This window comes from Saccharopolyspora sp. NPDC045941 (assembly GCF_056431445.1).
The window spans coordinates 18,339-33,835 of the sequence record NZ_JBWKKU010000057.1 but is presented as its reverse complement, the minus strand read 5'-3'; the positions used below and the strand labels follow the sequence as shown (position 1 = coordinate 33,835).

Below are 15,497 nucleotides of genomic sequence, written 5' to 3'. Positions count from 1 at the left end.
GAAGTGACTGAGCCCGGGTCGCCGAGTCCACTGTTGTCGTTGCTACGGCGGTCTCGCCGCAACCGTCACAGGCGACCGCCAGCATGTGCGCTAGGCCCCGTGGTTCTGGGCTCATCCGGAAAGCACGCCAGCGCCAGCAATTCATTTGCCAGCAAAAGTGCAGAAACACGCACCGCGCGGGAGGGGGGAGATTCTTCCCGCACTGTACGCAAGCCGTCGTCGAGGCCGGATCCGCCCTCGCCGGCTGGTGTCGAGCCTCGCTGGAGGCACTCTCCTCGGTTACCTCCACCACTCGAAACCTGCTGGGGTCGCTGCCGGAGCCGCTACTCGGCCACTGGTCCGCTTCGCTGGCCTTCACCAGGGCATCCCCATCGAAGCCGCGTGAACATGGTTCACGCGGCTGATCGCCTCATCGATGCTTTCCAGTTCGACCCGGTAGCGCGGCAGGTCGTTTTCCTGTACCTCGTGCACTTCCTCCCGTCATGCGGTTCCGGTCATCGATCCCGGCCTCTTCGGTACCGAAGGCCCGTTCGCGTTCTGATTCGATGGTGACTCACTCATTCGCTTTCCTCGGATGGCGGCTATGGATTCCGCCAGCCTTCCTGCTGTGCCGACAAACGAAGATCAGTGCCAGCCAGGTGCGAGGGGCCGATTGCCGAGGAACCCGAATATGAGCGAGCCGGCCAAGGCCGCCAGGTGGTCCCGCTGAACACGCGGTGCCGGGCGCTGCGTTATTGCTGGCCGTTGGCCGCGTGGCTGACGGCCTCGACAGGGCGCCTGGAGCTCGAGTTCGCCTGCACTGGAACCGACAGCTCCGTGTCGGCGATGAACTGGTCCAGTTCCTCCTGCTTGATGCCGTAGCAATGCTCGGGCGCGGGGAAGGCACTGCGGCGGACTTCGTCGGCGTACTCGCTCACCGCATCGGTCATCGCGGACCGCATGTTGGCCCACCGCTTGGCGAACTTGGGCTGGAAGCCGTCGAAGATGCCCAGCAAGTCGTGGTAGACGAGCACTTGGCCGTCGGTGTCCGGACCCGCACCGATCCCGATCACCGGTATCTTCATGTGCGGCATGATGGCCTTGGTGACCTTGGCCGGAACCGCTTCGAAGACGATGGAGAAGCAACCAGCGGCTTGCAGACGTAGGGCATCGTCCAGCACCGACCGTGCTCGTTCGGCGGTGACGCCCTGGGCGCGGAACCCGCCCAGGGCCGTAGCGGTTTGCGGGGTCAGCCCGATGTGGCCCATGACCGGGATACCGGCGCGGACGATCGCCCTCGCCCGCTCCGCCGACTCGCCGCCGCCCTCGAGCTTGACGACGTCGCAGCCGCCTTCCTTGACGAATCGAATCGCGGTGCTCACTGCCTGCTCGTTGGACACCTCGTAGGAACCGAAAGGCAGGTCGCCGACCAGCAGCGGGGTTTTCAGACCTCTGCGAACTGCCGCGGTCAGCATGATCATCTCTTCGATCGAGACCGGAACCGTCGTGGGATAGCCGAGCACGGTCATGGCGGCCGAATCGCCGACGAGGACCATGTCGACGCCAGCGGAATCGACCACCTGGGCGCTCGGGTAGTCGTAGGCCGTGATCATTACGATCCGTTCACCGCGGCGGCGTAGGTCGGCCAGTGCGTTCACCGTGACGGGTTTGCGGCTGGCTCCGGACTTGCCTTCAGGCTGGGGGTACGTGGACATCGCTATACTCTCCTAGTCGTTTTCCCGGCACGCTGGCCCGGGCTCATTTCTGCGCTGTCCGATTGAATGCCAAGTCTCTGGTTGCCTCGACGAGCGCGTCGAACAGGAACAGCGATTGCGGGCAGCGCTGTCCAACCGCGAATCGCTGGAGCGCCACGGTTTTCTCGTCGCCGCGAGCGATGGGCCCCGTCAACGCACGCGAGGCGCCGAGTTTCTCCCAGTTCCGAAAAGCCGTTTCCACCAACGGAAGGAATGCCCCGCGATCCACTCCCGCGGTAGCGGCCATGTCCTCGGCCAGGCCCAGCACCGTGACGAGGAAATTCGCGGCGACCGATGCCGCAGCGTGGTAGGCGGCGCGGTCGCCCTCCGCGACCGCGATAGGTCGCATGCCCAGGCTCATGGCCAACTTTCGTGCCACTTCTGATCCCCGCTGGGTAGTACCGGCGATCGCTGCAGCGCAACCGTCGAAGCTGGCAGGCGCGGCTCGTGTGATCGTCATCAGTGGATGCAGGGAGAATCCCTCGTGCTCACCCAGAACTCCGAGGCCGGTGGCGCCCGAGCAGTGTCCGACCACGGTTCCCAGTCGCAACCGTGCCGCGACATCTGCGATAGCACCGTCCGGAACGCAAAGCAGGACCACGGGGGCATTCCCGACATCCGGATCACGCCCCAACGGGCCGACGATCTCCGTTCCCGCGTCGCGCAACGAACGTGCCAACGCGGTGCCCATCCGTCCCTGGCCGACGATTGCGACCGGGCCCTCCGGCAGATCTCGCGAGAGATGATCCATAGGTACCACCGAGTTCCTCATGATCTTTGCCCTCAGCGAGCTCGGCCCGCCAATGGAAAACTCCTGACGGTTACGCGTCACGTTGAGGTGACCGCGTCCATCAACTTCCCCATCAAGAACAATGCTGTTCCCTGACGGAACTTTGCCGAGATTGCCAGGTCTAGGAGTCCTCGTGCTTTAGGGGCCGACCGAGATTGAGACACTCCGGAATATGCCACTGCGCCTGACAATCTGTCAGCGCCTCTTGCCCGTTCGTACCGACGCGAGTGGCCAAAGAGGAAGGCAGCTATCGGACACGCCAGCCAACGGTGACAACGCCGCCTGAAGTGCTAAAACCGCAGCGAGCACGACGTCTCGCGCGATGGTCTGCTAAGGCCACGGGGGATGAGCGTCTTCAAGGGCTACGCCACTTGAGCCCAAGTCCCCCTGCCCGCTCTCGTCGACGTCACCCGCCGGGGGCGATCATGACCACCTGGTGGTCTCCGGGCCGTCCGGTGAGGGCGTCCATCATCGCCGAGACCGGTCCGGAGTCCAGGGGGACGACGTCGGTGATGATCTGCTCGACCGGGACACGGCCGCCTCCGAGAAGATCCAAGGCCGCCTCGAAGGCGCCTCTGTTCTGGGCGAAGCTGCCCACGATCCGGATCTCCTTGGTGATGAGGGCGACCGAGTCCAGTTCTGTGGGCCGCTCGTTCACTCCGAGTGCGACGACCGTTCCCCGTGTCCGCACGCGTCGGGCCGCGTCCGCGAGCGCGGTCACCGAGCCCACGCACTCGAACACCACGTCTGCGTCCGCGCCCGGCTCATCGACGTCCACGGCGGTGATCCCGGTCGCGGTCAGGCGTGCGCGCCGTACGGGGTGCGGTTCCACCACCCGCACGTCCTCGACTCCCCGTAGCCGCAGCACGTGTGCCAGCAGGAAGCCGACCGTGCCGCCTCCGAGGACCGTGACAGTATCCGCTGCCGAAATTCCGGAGCGGTCGGCCGCGTGGACAGCGCAGGACAGCGGTTCCGTCAGCGCCGCGTGCTCCAGCGAAACACCGTCCGGCACCGCGTACACCGTGTGCTCGGGGACGACGACGGCTTCGGCGTAGCCGCCTGGGCGTGTGCCCAGGCCGAGGGAACTCAGCCGCCAGGGCTGTACAGGGCACAGGTGGTTGTCGCCTAGCCGGCAGTCGTCGCAGTCCCCGCAGCCCGCTTTCGGCCACACCACCACGGCCTGCCCCGCCGTCAGCCGCTCCCCGCCCGGTGCGGCGACGTGCCCGGAGATTTCGTGTCCGAGAACCGCGCCGGCCGGGACGAGGTGCGGCATCGCCCGCAGGTGCAGGTCGGAACCGCAGATGGCGCAGAACGCTACGTCCACGCGTACCCAGCCGGGCTCCAGCTCGCGTTCCTCGACCTCCGCGAGGCGCAGCCCGCGCTCCTCGGTGATGACCAGTGTCCTCAATTTTCCTCCACAGTCTTCTCAGCGTCCAGGAAAGCCCGGATCCGGGCGACCAGGACGTCCGGCTGCTCCTCGGCCGGGAAATGCCCGCAGGAGGCGATTTGCGCCCCCTCAAGCCGGGTGGCGTAGTCCCGCCACAGGTCGAGTACGGGCAGTGACCCCACCAGCCCTTCGGCGCCCCACGCCACGTGCACGGGCATTGTCAGGCGGCGGCCCGCAGCCGCGTCGGCCTCGTCGGCTTCCAGATCCTCATGGCGAGCGGCGCGGTAGTCGTCGAAGCTCGCGCGCAGCGCCCCGGGCTGTGCGTACGCTTCCGCGTAGTGCCGCAGGTCCGCCTCAGTGAACGCCTCGCGCCGGAATGCTCCGGCGGCCAGCATGAACCGGACGTACTCCCCGCCTTTTCCTTCGGTGAGGAACTCGGGGAGGTCGGGGACGAGGTGGAAGAGCCAATGCCAGTACGCGGCCCCGACCCGTGCGTCCATGTGCCGCCACATTTCCAGCGTCGGTACGACGCTGAGCAGCATCAGGCGGCTGATCTCGTGCGGCCGCTCTAGTCCCCACCGGTGGGCCACGCGTGCGCCCCGGTCGTGCCCGACCACAACAGCCTGCGTGTATCCCAGCTCATGCATGAGTCCGCTCATGTCGGCGGACATGGTCCGCTTGTCGTAGCCGCCTCGGGGCCGGCTGGAAGCCCCGTATCCGCGCAGATCCGGCGCGACCACCGTATGGTCCCGCGCGAGGACGGGCAGAACGCGGCGCCAGGCGTAGCTGGTCTGCGGCCATCCGTGGAGGAACAGGATCAGCGGACCCTCTCCAGCGCGCCGTACATGGAACCGCAAACCGTCCACCGTCCGCGTCTCTTCCCGCACATGCATCGCCACGGCGGTTTACCTCCCGTCCGCTGGGACGGGAATTCCTGCGGTCCGCGGCGCTGGGAGGGGAACTTCTACGGCCCGCGCTGGGGACGTGAATTCCGTCAGGTAGCCGTCGTCGACCAGGGGGGCGGTGACGAGTTCGGGCAGGGGCGCGAGCAACTCGGCCAGGAGACCGATCTTCTCCCGGTCGGCCGACACAGGCCGCTGCGGTTCCCCCATCCGGTGTGCGGCGAAATCGGCTACCAGGTCGTCCATGATCTGCTGCGGCACCTGCGGGTCGGCGTCGTGCTCGCTCAAGATGAGGTCGAGCATGCGGGCGTGAACGAGCGCAACGGCCTCGTCATGGGTGAACGATCCGCCCGGACGGCTGCGCCACGCCTCGGTCAGTTCCTTTTCGACCCGCTCGGGCAGTGTCCCAGGCGGGCGTGAGGCGAACCGGTCCGAACGCAGAGCAGCGCGCGCCACTTGGTAGGCCATCACGGAGTTGTCGCCCGCGAAGGTCACGTTGACCTCGAAGTCGGTCCGCAGGGTGACGATCTGGTTGTGGCAGTGGAACCCCTGCGACCCGCACATCTCGCGGGACGCGGCCAGGACGTCCAGGACCAGCCAGGAGCCGCATTTTCCGGTCGCGGTGAGCAGGTGCATGTTTTTACGGCCGGGGTCGATGTGCCAGTCGCGTTCGACGCCCCTGACGACGGCGCGTTCCAGCAGGCGCAGCGCGAGGCAGCGCAGCTGGACCGGATACAGGCGGTCCAGGAACAGCGGCTCGTCCAGGAGGACCTTGCGGGTAGGCGTGCGGCGGGTTTCGCGGTGACCGGCGAACCGCCAGGTGAGGTGAGCTGCGAGTTCGGCGGCTCGCGCTCCGGCGCTGAGCGGGAAGATGCGTTCCTGGACGAAGGTCTCGATGGATTTCACGAAGCGGGCGCCGGCATCGGGAAGCGTGCTGGAAAAACGTCCGTCCGCGTCGATGCGCGAGTACCGCCCCATCAGCGCCTCGCGAGGGAGCCGGACCCCGGCGAAGCGGGCACCGCCGACCTGGTTGGCCTGGATACCTCCCTTCGGGTCGCACGACAGGATCGTGATACCCGGCAGGGGAGGACCGTTCTCCTCGTCCCGCAGCGGGACACGGAACCAGTGGTGGCCGACGTCTTCGCCGTCGATGACAAGGCGGGCCAGGACCATGCCGACGGTCGCGGCGTGTTTGATGTTTCCGATCCAGAACTTGCAGGCGGCGTCCGTGGGGGTGTCGAGCGTGAAACTCTGCTCCTCACGATTCCAGGAGACCGTCGTGCGGATCTCCCGCAGGTTGGTACCGCCGCCGATCTCCGTGCAGCAGAACGCGTAGACCTGGTGCATCCGCGTGATTTCGTCGTGGTACCGGGCGACCTGCTCAGGGGTGCCGTGGTTGAACAGCGCGCTCCCTGCGATGAGGTGATCGGTGATGGTCGAGGTAAGTGCGAAATCGAAGGCGCCCGTCAGGCCCATCACCTCGCACATGGACCGGAACGCGTGCTCCCGGGACTGGCCCATCCACATGTCGTTGTCGACGAGCCCCTCCCGGAAGATCGCCTTCATCCGGTCGATGGTCAGGTCCATGTACTCCCGCAAGGGCAGATCGTCACGCAGTCGCGGATCGAACAACTCCTGCCGCAGCAGGTCACGCATCGTCCGCCGGTAGGCGGAGGCGTCCTGCGCCACGTCCAGGGCAGTCAACCGCTCCGCCTCCGTGGCATGGGCATGGGTTAAGAGAGGTTGCCCATTAGGGACTGAAGTTGCGGCCATGTGATCGAAATCCTCTCGATTCGTGGGCATCGCGCATTTTTCAAAGGGGACTGTGCTAGTTGGGCAGGGCCCATCTAGCGGCCGTTCACCCACGGTGGCGGGAAAGCTGGGCCCAGCAAGACACACAGTTGGGCGGCCAAGAGGAAAAAATCGGCACGGAAAAACCTCAAGGGTTCCGTGATCATCCAGTAAGGTGCATGGTCGAACTCATTTCTGCGCTACCCGGCAGCCGCCAGGTCTCTTGGTGCTTCGGCCAGGGCGTCAAACGCCCCCAACAAGTGCGGGTACTTGTCACTTCGTCGCTCCCGCCTACAAGCGTCGTCGCGATCGGAGTAACGAAAACCTCCTACATATCTCAGCTTCTGTCACACCTAGTTGCCCGAACGGCACATCATCCGGTGTCCTAACGGGCACGCCACGCGACCTTGCTCCCAGACTTGCGCGAAAGTCAGTGGGCAAGTGGAAGGACGAGCAATGGAACTCTTCGCGCAAGGGCTCTTCGCCCCGGAATGCCCGGTGATCTTGGACAACGGTGACGTCTTGGTGGTGGAGATGCGGCGGGACCGCAGCGCCGTCACTCGTGTAGATGCGGAAACACGGGAACTGCACGCTATCGCCCTGACTGGAGGGTTCCCCAACGGACTGCTTCGTGATGCGCAAGGCAAGCTGTGGGTCGGCGAAGCGCACGAGCACGCGCTCATCCGCTACGACGCAGAGGGCAACGAGGAAGCACGCATCACGAATTGTGGGGACGAGCTTTTCCGCTGGCCCAACGACCACGTCATCGGCCGTGACGGTGCGATCTACATGACCGACTCCGGCGCGTGGGAGCACGAAGTGCTCGACCCCGTGAAGATGACCCTCAAGCCTGGTTGGTCTGACTATCCGTTCGATGGCCGGGTGTACCGGATTGATCGGGCGACGTTGGACGTGGCGCGGATCGACAACGGCATTCGGTTCGCCAACGGTATTGCCTTCGACCGCCACGACCGGCTCTACGTGGCCGAGACCATTGGTGGGAATATATACCGTTACGAGGTTTTCGGCACCAATCCGCGGCGCGAGTTGTTCGGCAATGTTTGGGACGGTGTGGCGCCCGACGGTTTCATTGGCCCGGACGGCATGAAATTCGGTGCAGATGGGCGCCTTTACTGCACCGTGATGGGTGCCGGGCACATCGTCGTCTTCGACGAGGCCGGCACGGTGGTGGAGCGCATCGAGACGAAGGGCAAGGCGCCGACGAACATCGCGTTCACCGAAGACGGACGGCACAAGATGTTCGTCACTGAGATCGCCAACGGCGCGATCGAGGTGCATGACGTCCCGTGCGATGGTTTGCCCATCTATCGGGACTCGGTCGTCATCCCAGCTCAAAGGGACATCTCGCCCTCTCGCCACCGGGCGGAGACCAGCTCCGTGTGATCGGTGCTGGTGGCCCCGGGGAGCGGTCCGGTGTCGATCAGCTCGTGACGGCGCCAGTTGTCGATCGTCTGGACGCTGGAGCGGATTCGCGAGCGCGGAGGTGCGCTGCTTCAAAGACAAAACCGCCAGCAGGCTCTAAGCGTTGTGTCCAGCCCAGGGAGAAGGAAGAGACATGCCGGCAATCCGATTGGCAGCGCTGGGCGACAGCTTCGTCGAGGGCCGTGGCGATCCCGGCCTCGATGGCCCGTTCCACGGCTGGGTGCCCCGGCTGGCCGACCAGCTCGGGATACCGCGCCGGGGCGTGCTGAACCTGGGGGTGTATCAGGCGACCACCCAGGACGTCGTCGACGGGCAGCTTCCGGCCGTGCTGGCGAGAAAGCCCCCGATGATCGTCGTGAACGTCGGGGTCAACGATCTCGTCAGCGACTATGATCCCGAGCGGTTCCGGCGTAACCTGGGGACGATCTATTCGAGTCTTCGCGGCATGGACACCACGGTGTTCACCGCGTCCTATCCCGACATCCCGAAGAACCTGGCTGTTCCCGACGCTTTCCGGAGCCTGCTGCGGGGCCGGTTCGCCGAGGCGAACTCTGTCCTGCGGGAGATCACCGTCGCGACCGGGACGCTCTGCCTGGACCTGACAGCGATGCCCGGTTGGGCTGAGGCGCGGGTGTGGGCGGCGGACGGAATACATCCCAACGCCGCGGGTCACCAGCTTTTTGCCGACCAGCTGACCGAATTCGCCGCCCGGGAGACGGGTCTGGTGCAGCCCGCCCTGCTCGTCGGTGGGTAACCGCGCGACCAGAGATCTGCCTGTCCCGCATTCCGCGACCGAGCCGACGAAGTCCCGGTGGCCCGAACCTAAACCTTGCCCGACGGCGGCACCTGTCTTCGTGCTGCCCACCCACCGAAACGGCTTTGTGAGGAAGAACGTGAGCGAGGGGACGAATCCGATGGACCGGGACTTGACCGACCGGCGGCTGGCGAACAATCCCATTGCCATCGTGGGCATGGCGGGTCTATTCCCGATGGCGCGCAACTACCGCGAGTTCTGGCAGAACATCGTCGACGGCACGGACTGCACCGAGGAGGTGCCGGAATCCCGTTGGCGCCTTGAGGACTACTACGACCCCGACCCGTCGGTGCCGGACAAGACCTATTCGCACCGCGGCGGTTTCGTCCCGGACGTGGATTTCAGCCCGCTGGAGTGGGGGCTGCCGCCCAACCAGCTTGATATCACCAGCACGATGCAGCTGCTGAGCCTCGGCGTCGCCCGTGACCTCCTCCGGGACAGCGGGGCGGTGGGCTCGGCGTGGTACGACGCGTCCACCACGGGCTGCGTCCTGGGCACGACCGGATCGGTGCCGCTGGTGCACCCGCTGGCCGCCCGGCTGTCCACCCCGGTGCTCAAGGAGGTCGTGCGCAGCTGCGGGCTGACCACCGAGGACGCGGAGCAGATCGCGGAGAAGTACGCCCAGGCATTCACCCGGTGGGAAGAGACCACCTTCCCGGGGCTGCTCGCCAACGTCGTCGCCGGGCGCGTCGCGAACCGCCTCGGTCTGGGCGGGATGAACTCCACTGTGGACGCCGCGTGCGCCGCTTCGCTGTCGGCGGTCCGGGTGGCCATCGCCGAACTGGTGGACGGCCGCGCGGACATGATGATCACCGGCGGGGTGGACACCGACAACTCCATCTTCGGGTTCATGTGCTTCAGCAAGACCCAGGCCCTGTCGCGCAGCAGCAAGATCAGCCCCTTCTCGGACGCCGCGGATGGGACGCTGCTCGGCGAAGGTGTGGGCATGCTCGCGCTGCGGCGGCTCTCCGACGCCGAGCGGGACGGGAACCGGATCTACGCGGTGATCCGCGGCCTCGGTTCCTCCAGCGACGGCCGGTCGAACAGCATCTACGCCCCGCTGGCGAAGGGGCAGCGGGTGGCGCTGGACCGCGCCTACGTGGACGCGGACTGCTCACCCGCCTCGGTCGAGCTTTTCGAGGCCCACGCCACCGGAACGCCGGTCGGCGACCGCACCGAGCTGACCGCACTGGGCGGCCTGCTGCGCGAGTCGTCGGAGGAGCAGCACTTCGCCGCGCTGGGAAGCGTCAAGTCCCAGATCGGCCACACCAAGGGCGCGGCGGGCACCGCGAGCCTGATGAAGCTCGCGCTGAGCCTCTACAACAAGACGCTGCCGCCCACCATCAATGTCGAGCGCACCAACCCGTCGGTCGACTTCTCCGGCGCGCCGTTCTACGTCAACGTCAAGACCCGCCCGTGGATCCGCGACCCGCACCGCCCGGTGCGTCGCGCCGCCGCCTCGGCGATGGGCTTCGGTGGCACCAACTTCCACTTCGTGCTGGAGGAACACACGCAGGACCGCTCGGAGATCGGGATGCTGCACCGCGCCGCGCGCGCATACCTCTGGCATGCCGAGACCCCGCACGAGCTGCTGGAACTGGTCCGGTCGGACGCTCCGTCGCAGGACGGTGGTCCGATTCCGGCGGCCCACGCCCGGATCGGTTTCGTCGCCGCGGACGAGGCGACCGCACAGGAACTGAGGGACCTGGCCGCCGAGCAACTCGCGGGCGCGCTTGACGCGGAGCACTGGACGCACCCGCGGGGTGTCTTCTACCGCATGCAAGCACAGCCGGACCTCAAGGTCGGTGCGCTGTTCGCGGGCCAGGGCAGCCAGTACCTCGATATGGGCCTGGAAGCCGCGCTGAACAACCCTGCGGTCGGCGCGGCCTTCGACGCCGCGAACGCCTCGTTCGACGGGGCGAGCACGCGGCTGGCGCAGGTCGTCTACCCGCCCACGCTGCTGGACGCCGAGCTCCGGCAGGAACAGGAAGCCGCGCTGCGCAAGACCGAGCACGCCCAGCCGGCGATCGGTGCGCTGTCGGCCGGCCAGTTCCGCTACCTGTCTTCGCTGGGCCTGGAGTGCTCCGGCTTCCTGGGGCACAGCTTCGGTGAGCTGACCGCCCTGTGGGCGTCGGGCGCGATCGCCGACGCCGATTTCTTCCGGCTCGCGCGGGCGCGCGGGGAGGCGATGGCTCCGCCCGCCGACGAACCGGGCGCCGACCCCGGCACGATGGCGGCGGTGCAGACCGGCCGGGAGCAGGTCACCGAGATGCTGGCGGACTTCCCGGACGTCGTGGTGTGCAACAACAACGCGCCGGACCAGGTGGTCGTGGGCGGCCCCACTGCCGACGTGGATGCCTTCGTCGTCGCGTGCGCCAAGCGGGAGCTGCCCGCCCGCCTGCTGCCGGTGGCGGCGGCCTTCCACACCTCGCACGTCGCACACGCGGTCGAGAAGTTCCGGCCGGTCGTCGCGTCCGTCCGGATCGGCGAGCCGAGCGCCCCGGTCTACGCCAACAGCCCGGCTGCGAAGTATGGCGCGGACCCGGACAGCAACGCCGAAACGCTGGTGCGTCAGCTGCTCGAGCCCGTCGAGTTCGCCGAAGCCGTGGAGTCGATGTACGTCGATGGCTGCACGGTGTTCGTCGAGTTCGGCCCGAAGCAGGTGCTGACCCAGCTGGTGCGGCGCACGCTCGCCGACGAGCCCGTCGTCACGATCCCCACCGACGGCGGGCCGCTGGGCGACAGCGACCTCTCGCTGAAGCAGGCGGCCGTGCGGCTGGCGGTGCTCGGTGTGCCGCTGAACGGCATCAACGGCCACCTCGCCGCCGACTTCGAAGAGGTCACGTCGACCGGGATGACCGTGCCGATTTCCGCCGCCGAACACGTGCCCGCTGAGCGCCGCGCCGCCTACGAGGCCGGTTTGGCCGACGGTTTCGAGGTTTCCGCACTCAGCCGGGCGGCCACCACGCCCGCAACCGAGATCCAGTCCATGTCCACTGTGGACGAGTTCGTGCGTGAGAGGGACCAGATGAACGAGCCGCAGGCCGCCGCACCCATCACCAACGGGCAGGCCCAGTCGACGCCCGCCTACCAGGCTCCCGCGGCCATTCCGGATGGCGACGACGCGGTGCGTCAGCACGTCGCGCTGCACACGCAGTACCTGGACGGGCAGCTTCAAGTCGCCGAGGCCCTGACCGGGCTGCTGCGCGACCACCGGCAGTGGGACCGCCCGGACTCGCGGCTGCCGGAGGTCGTGGAGAGCGTGAAGAACCAGAGCATCGCGATCTCGCAAGCACACGCCCGGGCCAATGAGGTGCTGGCGGAGCTCACCACCCTCGAACAGGGCGGGCAGCGCTCCTCCGAGGCCCGGGCGGCGGTGTTCGCCGAAGCCACCACCGTGCAGGCCCCCACCCAGCGGGCGCTGACCACCCGGCCGGCACCGGAACAGCTCCCGGCCGTTCCCGAGCCGCAGCCGGCCGCTCCGGCGCCCGCCACGCCCGGATCTCCTGCGGTGCAGGAAGAATTGAATCCTGAGCCGGTTGTAGAGGCAGCGGTTCCCGCCTCGGGTGGGGTCGATGTGGCTTCGGTGAGGTCGGCGTTGTTGGAGGTGGTGTCGGAGAAGACGGGTTACCCGGTGGAGATGGTGGATCCGGGGATGGATCTGGAGTCGGATCTGGGGGTGGATTCGATCAAGCGGGTGCAGATCTTGGGGGTGTTGCAGGAGCGGTTTCCTGGGTTGCCTGTGGTGGGTCCGGAGCAGCTGGGGGAGCTGCGGACGCTGGGTCAGATCTCCGGTTTCCTGGTGGCCGACGCGGCAGGTCCGGACGCTGCCCCGGTTGCTGGGACGGTTTCCGGTGGGGTCGATGTGGCGTTGGTGAGGTCGGCGTTGTTGGAGGTGGTGTCGGAGAAGACGGGTTATCCGGTGGAGATGGTGGATCCGGGGATGGATCTGGAGTCGGATCTGGGGGTGGATTCGATCAAGCGGGTGCAGATCTTGGGGGTGTTGCAGGAGCGGTTTCCTGGGTTGCCTGTGGTGGGTCCGGAGCAGCTGGGGGAGCTGCGGACGCTGGATCAGATCTCCGGTTTCCTGGTGGCCGACGCGGGTGATGCGGCCCCAAAAGCGCCGGCCCGCTGAGGGACGGGGCCGCGCCCGCCGAGGGACCGGTGCCCACACCTCGGCACAAGGTGGAGCTGGTTCCGCTTCCCGGACGTGATCTGCTCGGTGACGCCTACGCCGCCGAGCCCGTGGCCGTGGTGGTCGACCGCGGCGGCGACGACGCCGATGCGGTCGTCAGCGGGCTGCAGGCACGCGGCTGGACCGTGCGCCGCGTGGACCTCAGCGGTTCGCCGGCCGTGTTCGACGGCGAGACCACCGAACTGGAAAGTGTTCTGGCACAACACCTCCAGGGTCGCGTGGACCTGTGCGTGAGCCTGCTGGACTGCGACACGTGGGACGCCGGCGTCCGGCAGGTCGCGGAGACGATCCTGGTGGCCAAGCACGCGCACGCCGCGCTCACCGAAACCGCCGAAGCGGGGTCGAGGGCGGGCTTCGTCACGGTGACCCGGCTCGACGGCGGTCTCGGACTCCGGGGCAGGCGCCCCGCCGCGGAGACGCTGGCCGGTGGCGTCGGCGGTGTGGTCAAGACGCTGGCCCGCGAGGCAACCGGCGTGTTCTGCCGGGCACTCGACGTCGACCCGGACGTGGACCGCGACGACTTCGTCGCCGCGCTGCTCGGGGAAATCGCCGACGCGGCCACCGACACCGCCGAAGTCGGCGTCGACGTCGCCGGAGCCCGGTGGACGGTCGTGCCCGGCGAGTTCCGGTTCGCCGTCGCGCAGCGCGAGGAGATCGGCGGCGACGTCCCGGACATCGGCGTCGACGCCGGGGACACGCTGGTCGTCACCGGGGGAGCCAGGGGAGTCACGGCGCTGTGCGTCCGTGCGCTGGCGCAGCACACGGAGGCGGCGTTCGTCCTGCTGGGCCGCACGGCACTCGCCGACGAGCCGTCCTGGGCGCGAGGAGTCGCCGACTCCGAGCTCAAGGCCGCGGTGATCGAGGACATCAAGGCAGGCGGCGAGCGCCCCACACCTCGCGAGGTCGAGCGGCGCTACCGCGACCAGATCGCTCAGCGGGAAATCCGCGCGACGATCGAAGCGGTACGCCGGGCAGGAGCCGAGGCCGACTACATCGCGGTCGACGTCACCGACCCCTATGCCGTCAGCATCGCGCTGGCTCCGCTGCGGGACCGGATCACCGGCGTGGTGCACGGCGCCGGGGTGCTCGCCGACGCGTACCTGATGGACAAGACCGGCGATGAGATCCACCGCGTGTTCCAGACCAAGCTCACCGGCCTGCGCACGGTCCTCGACGTGCTCGACGCCGATTCGCTGCGGCACCTCGTGCTGTTCACGTCCGTCGCCGGTCTGCTCGGCAATGCGGGCCAGGCGGACTACGCGGCGGCGAACGAGGCGCTGTGCCGGCTCGCGGCGAGCTGGAAGCGGCAGCGCCCCGACTGCCACGTCACGGCGATCGACTGGGGCGCGTGGGATGGCGGGATGGTCACGCCCGGACTCCGCGACCACTTCCAGGCCCGCGGCGTGCGGCTGCTGGATCCCGAGGTCGGTGCCCAGGCGTTCGTCGAGCAATTCGGCAAGGAGCATGCCGACGACGTGTGCGTGCTGGTGGGCGAGAACAAGTCGCTGTCGGCCGGCGGCCCGGGCGCGGTGGCCTCGTTCACCGCGCATCGCGACATCGCGACGCTCGCCGCCGATCCGGTGCTCGACGCTCATGTCGTCGGCGAACACGCGGTGCTGCCCGCCACGTTCGGGCTCGGCTGGATGATCCACGTCGTGGAACGCGCGCACTCGGGACGGCGGGTCGTCGAGGTTCGTGATTTCCAGGTGTACAAGGGGATCCTGTTCGATGGCTCGCTGGCGGGCAGCCAGCACGTCGTCGTGGAGCCAGCCGGTCACGTGGACGGCAATGCTCTCGTGAAGGTGTCGGTGCGCACTGACACAGGCGCGGCGCTGCCGGTGCTGCACTACGCGGCGACGCTCATGCTCTCGACGGCGCTTGTGGACGCTCCGCCGGTGTTCGGCTGGACACCCGGACCTCTGGGCGAAGGCCCGGAGAACGGACTCGACATCTACCGCGACGCCATCCTTTTCCACGGTCCGGAGCTGCAAGGCTTGCGGCGAGTGCTCCACCACTCGGACGATCGGCTGGTGCTGGAGTGCCGGCTTCCTGACACCGTGGTCGGCTTCGGCGCCTACCGGGGAGAACTGCACAGCCCGGTGCTCTGCGACCTGCTTCTGCAGGGGCCGTCGGTGCACGGCAACCGGCTGCTCGGGCAGGCCAGTCTCCCGCTGGGATTCGGACGGGCGGAGTACTTCGCGGCCCTGCCCGGCGACGAACCGTTCGTGCTGGTCGTCGATGACGTGCGACAGGCCGCGGCCGCCATCACGGTTACCGCCACGGCCTGCGACCAGCAGGGACGTGTGCTGCAGCGGTGGCACGACGTCGAGATGGTGGCGACACCGGAGATGGGGGAAAAGTTCCGCGAGGGCACCCGGCGGTGGCTGGCGGAATGAGCACGCGCACAACGCCGAGTACACGCCGAAGCGCACTGGGGACACC

Annotated in this window: 9 protein-coding genes; 4 read left to right on the top strand and 5 right to left on the bottom strand. The window is 67.7% G+C overall.

Annotated elements, in window-relative coordinates; all coding sequences use genetic code 11:
• Positions 1-731: 731 nt before the first annotated feature.
• From panB to AC07FN_RS34225, 5 genes are all read right to left on the bottom strand, one after another.
• Positions 732-1,694, bottom strand: coding sequence for a 3-methyl-2-oxobutanoate hydroxymethyltransferase (panB, locus tag AC07FN_RS34245; RefSeq protein WP_478399355.1), 963 nt, complete (start codon positions 1,692-1,694; stop codon positions 732-734).
• A gap of 43 nt (positions 1,695-1,737) precedes the next feature.
• Entirely contained in the window at positions 1,738-2,484 is a 747-nt protein-coding gene (locus tag AC07FN_RS34240) for a DUF2520 domain-containing protein (protein WP_478399354.1), read from the bottom strand.
• Positions 2,485-2,929: 445 nt separating this feature from the next.
• Positions 2,930-3,931, bottom strand: coding sequence for a zinc-dependent alcohol dehydrogenase (locus tag AC07FN_RS34235; RefSeq protein WP_478399353.1), 1,002 nt, complete (start codon positions 3,929-3,931; stop codon positions 2,930-2,932).
• Positions 3,928-4,803 carry an alpha/beta fold hydrolase gene (locus tag AC07FN_RS34230; protein WP_177226983.1) on the bottom strand — a complete coding sequence of 292 codons (876 nt, stop codon included), beginning with the start codon at positions 4,801-4,803 and terminating at the stop codon, positions 3,928-3,930. Before AC07FN_RS34230 ends, AC07FN_RS34235 begins: the two co-directional genes overlap by 4 nt.
• A gap of 12 nt (positions 4,804-4,815) precedes the next feature.
• A complete protein-coding gene (locus tag AC07FN_RS34225) occupies positions 4,816-6,678 on the bottom strand; it encodes an acyl-CoA dehydrogenase family protein (protein ID WP_478399352.1) in 1,863 nt (620 codons plus the stop codon).
• A 381-nt stretch (positions 6,679-7,059) separates the two neighbouring features.
• Here AC07FN_RS34225 and AC07FN_RS34220 point away from each other — a divergent pair, with 381 nt between their 5' ends.
• The 4 genes from AC07FN_RS34220 to AC07FN_RS34205 all read left to right on the top strand — a co-directional run bounded on the left by AC07FN_RS34220 (position 7,060) and on the right by AC07FN_RS34205 (position 15,451).
• On the top strand, positions 7,060-8,007 hold the full coding sequence (locus AC07FN_RS34220; RefSeq protein ID WP_478399351.1) for an SMP-30/gluconolactonase/LRE family protein: 948 nt from the start codon (positions 7,060-7,062) through the stop codon (positions 8,005-8,007).
• 172 nt (positions 8,008-8,179) lie between these two features.
• On the top strand, positions 8,180-8,800 hold the full coding sequence (locus tag AC07FN_RS34215; RefSeq protein ID WP_478399350.1) for an SGNH/GDSL hydrolase family protein: 621 nt from the start codon (positions 8,180-8,182) through the stop codon (positions 8,798-8,800).
• A gap of 139 nt (positions 8,801-8,939) precedes the next feature.
• A complete protein-coding gene (locus AC07FN_RS34210; RefSeq protein ID WP_478399349.1) occupies positions 8,940-12,995 on the top strand; it encodes a beta-ketoacyl synthase N-terminal-like domain-containing protein in 4,056 nt (1,351 codons plus the stop codon).
• Between the two features lie 29 nt (positions 12,996-13,024).
• Complete coding sequence (locus AC07FN_RS34205) at positions 13,025-15,451, top strand: SDR family NAD(P)-dependent oxidoreductase (protein WP_478399348.1); 2,427 nt, start codon at positions 13,025-13,027, stop codon at positions 15,449-15,451.
• Positions 15,452-15,497 lie beyond the last annotated feature (46 nt).

Bases quoted from the DNA above. Each gene is read 5' to 3' on its own strand.
- panB (WP_478399355.1), bottom strand. From the start codon at position 1,694: ATGTCCACGTACCCCCAGCCTGAAGGCAAGTCCGGAGCCAGCCGCAAA.
- AC07FN_RS34240 (WP_478399354.1), bottom strand. From the start codon at position 2,484: ATGGATCATCTCTCGCGAGATCTGCCGGAGGGCCCGGTCGCAATCGTC.
- AC07FN_RS34230 (WP_177226983.1), bottom strand. From the start codon at position 4,803: ATGCATGTGCGGGAAGAGACGCGGACGGTGGACGGTTTGCGGTTCCAT.
- AC07FN_RS34220 (WP_478399351.1), top strand. From the start codon at position 7,060: ATGGAACTCTTCGCGCAAGGGCTCTTCGCCCCGGAATGCCCGGTGATC.
- AC07FN_RS34215 (WP_478399350.1), top strand. From the start codon at position 8,180: ATGCCGGCAATCCGATTGGCAGCGCTGGGCGACAGCTTCGTCGAGGGC.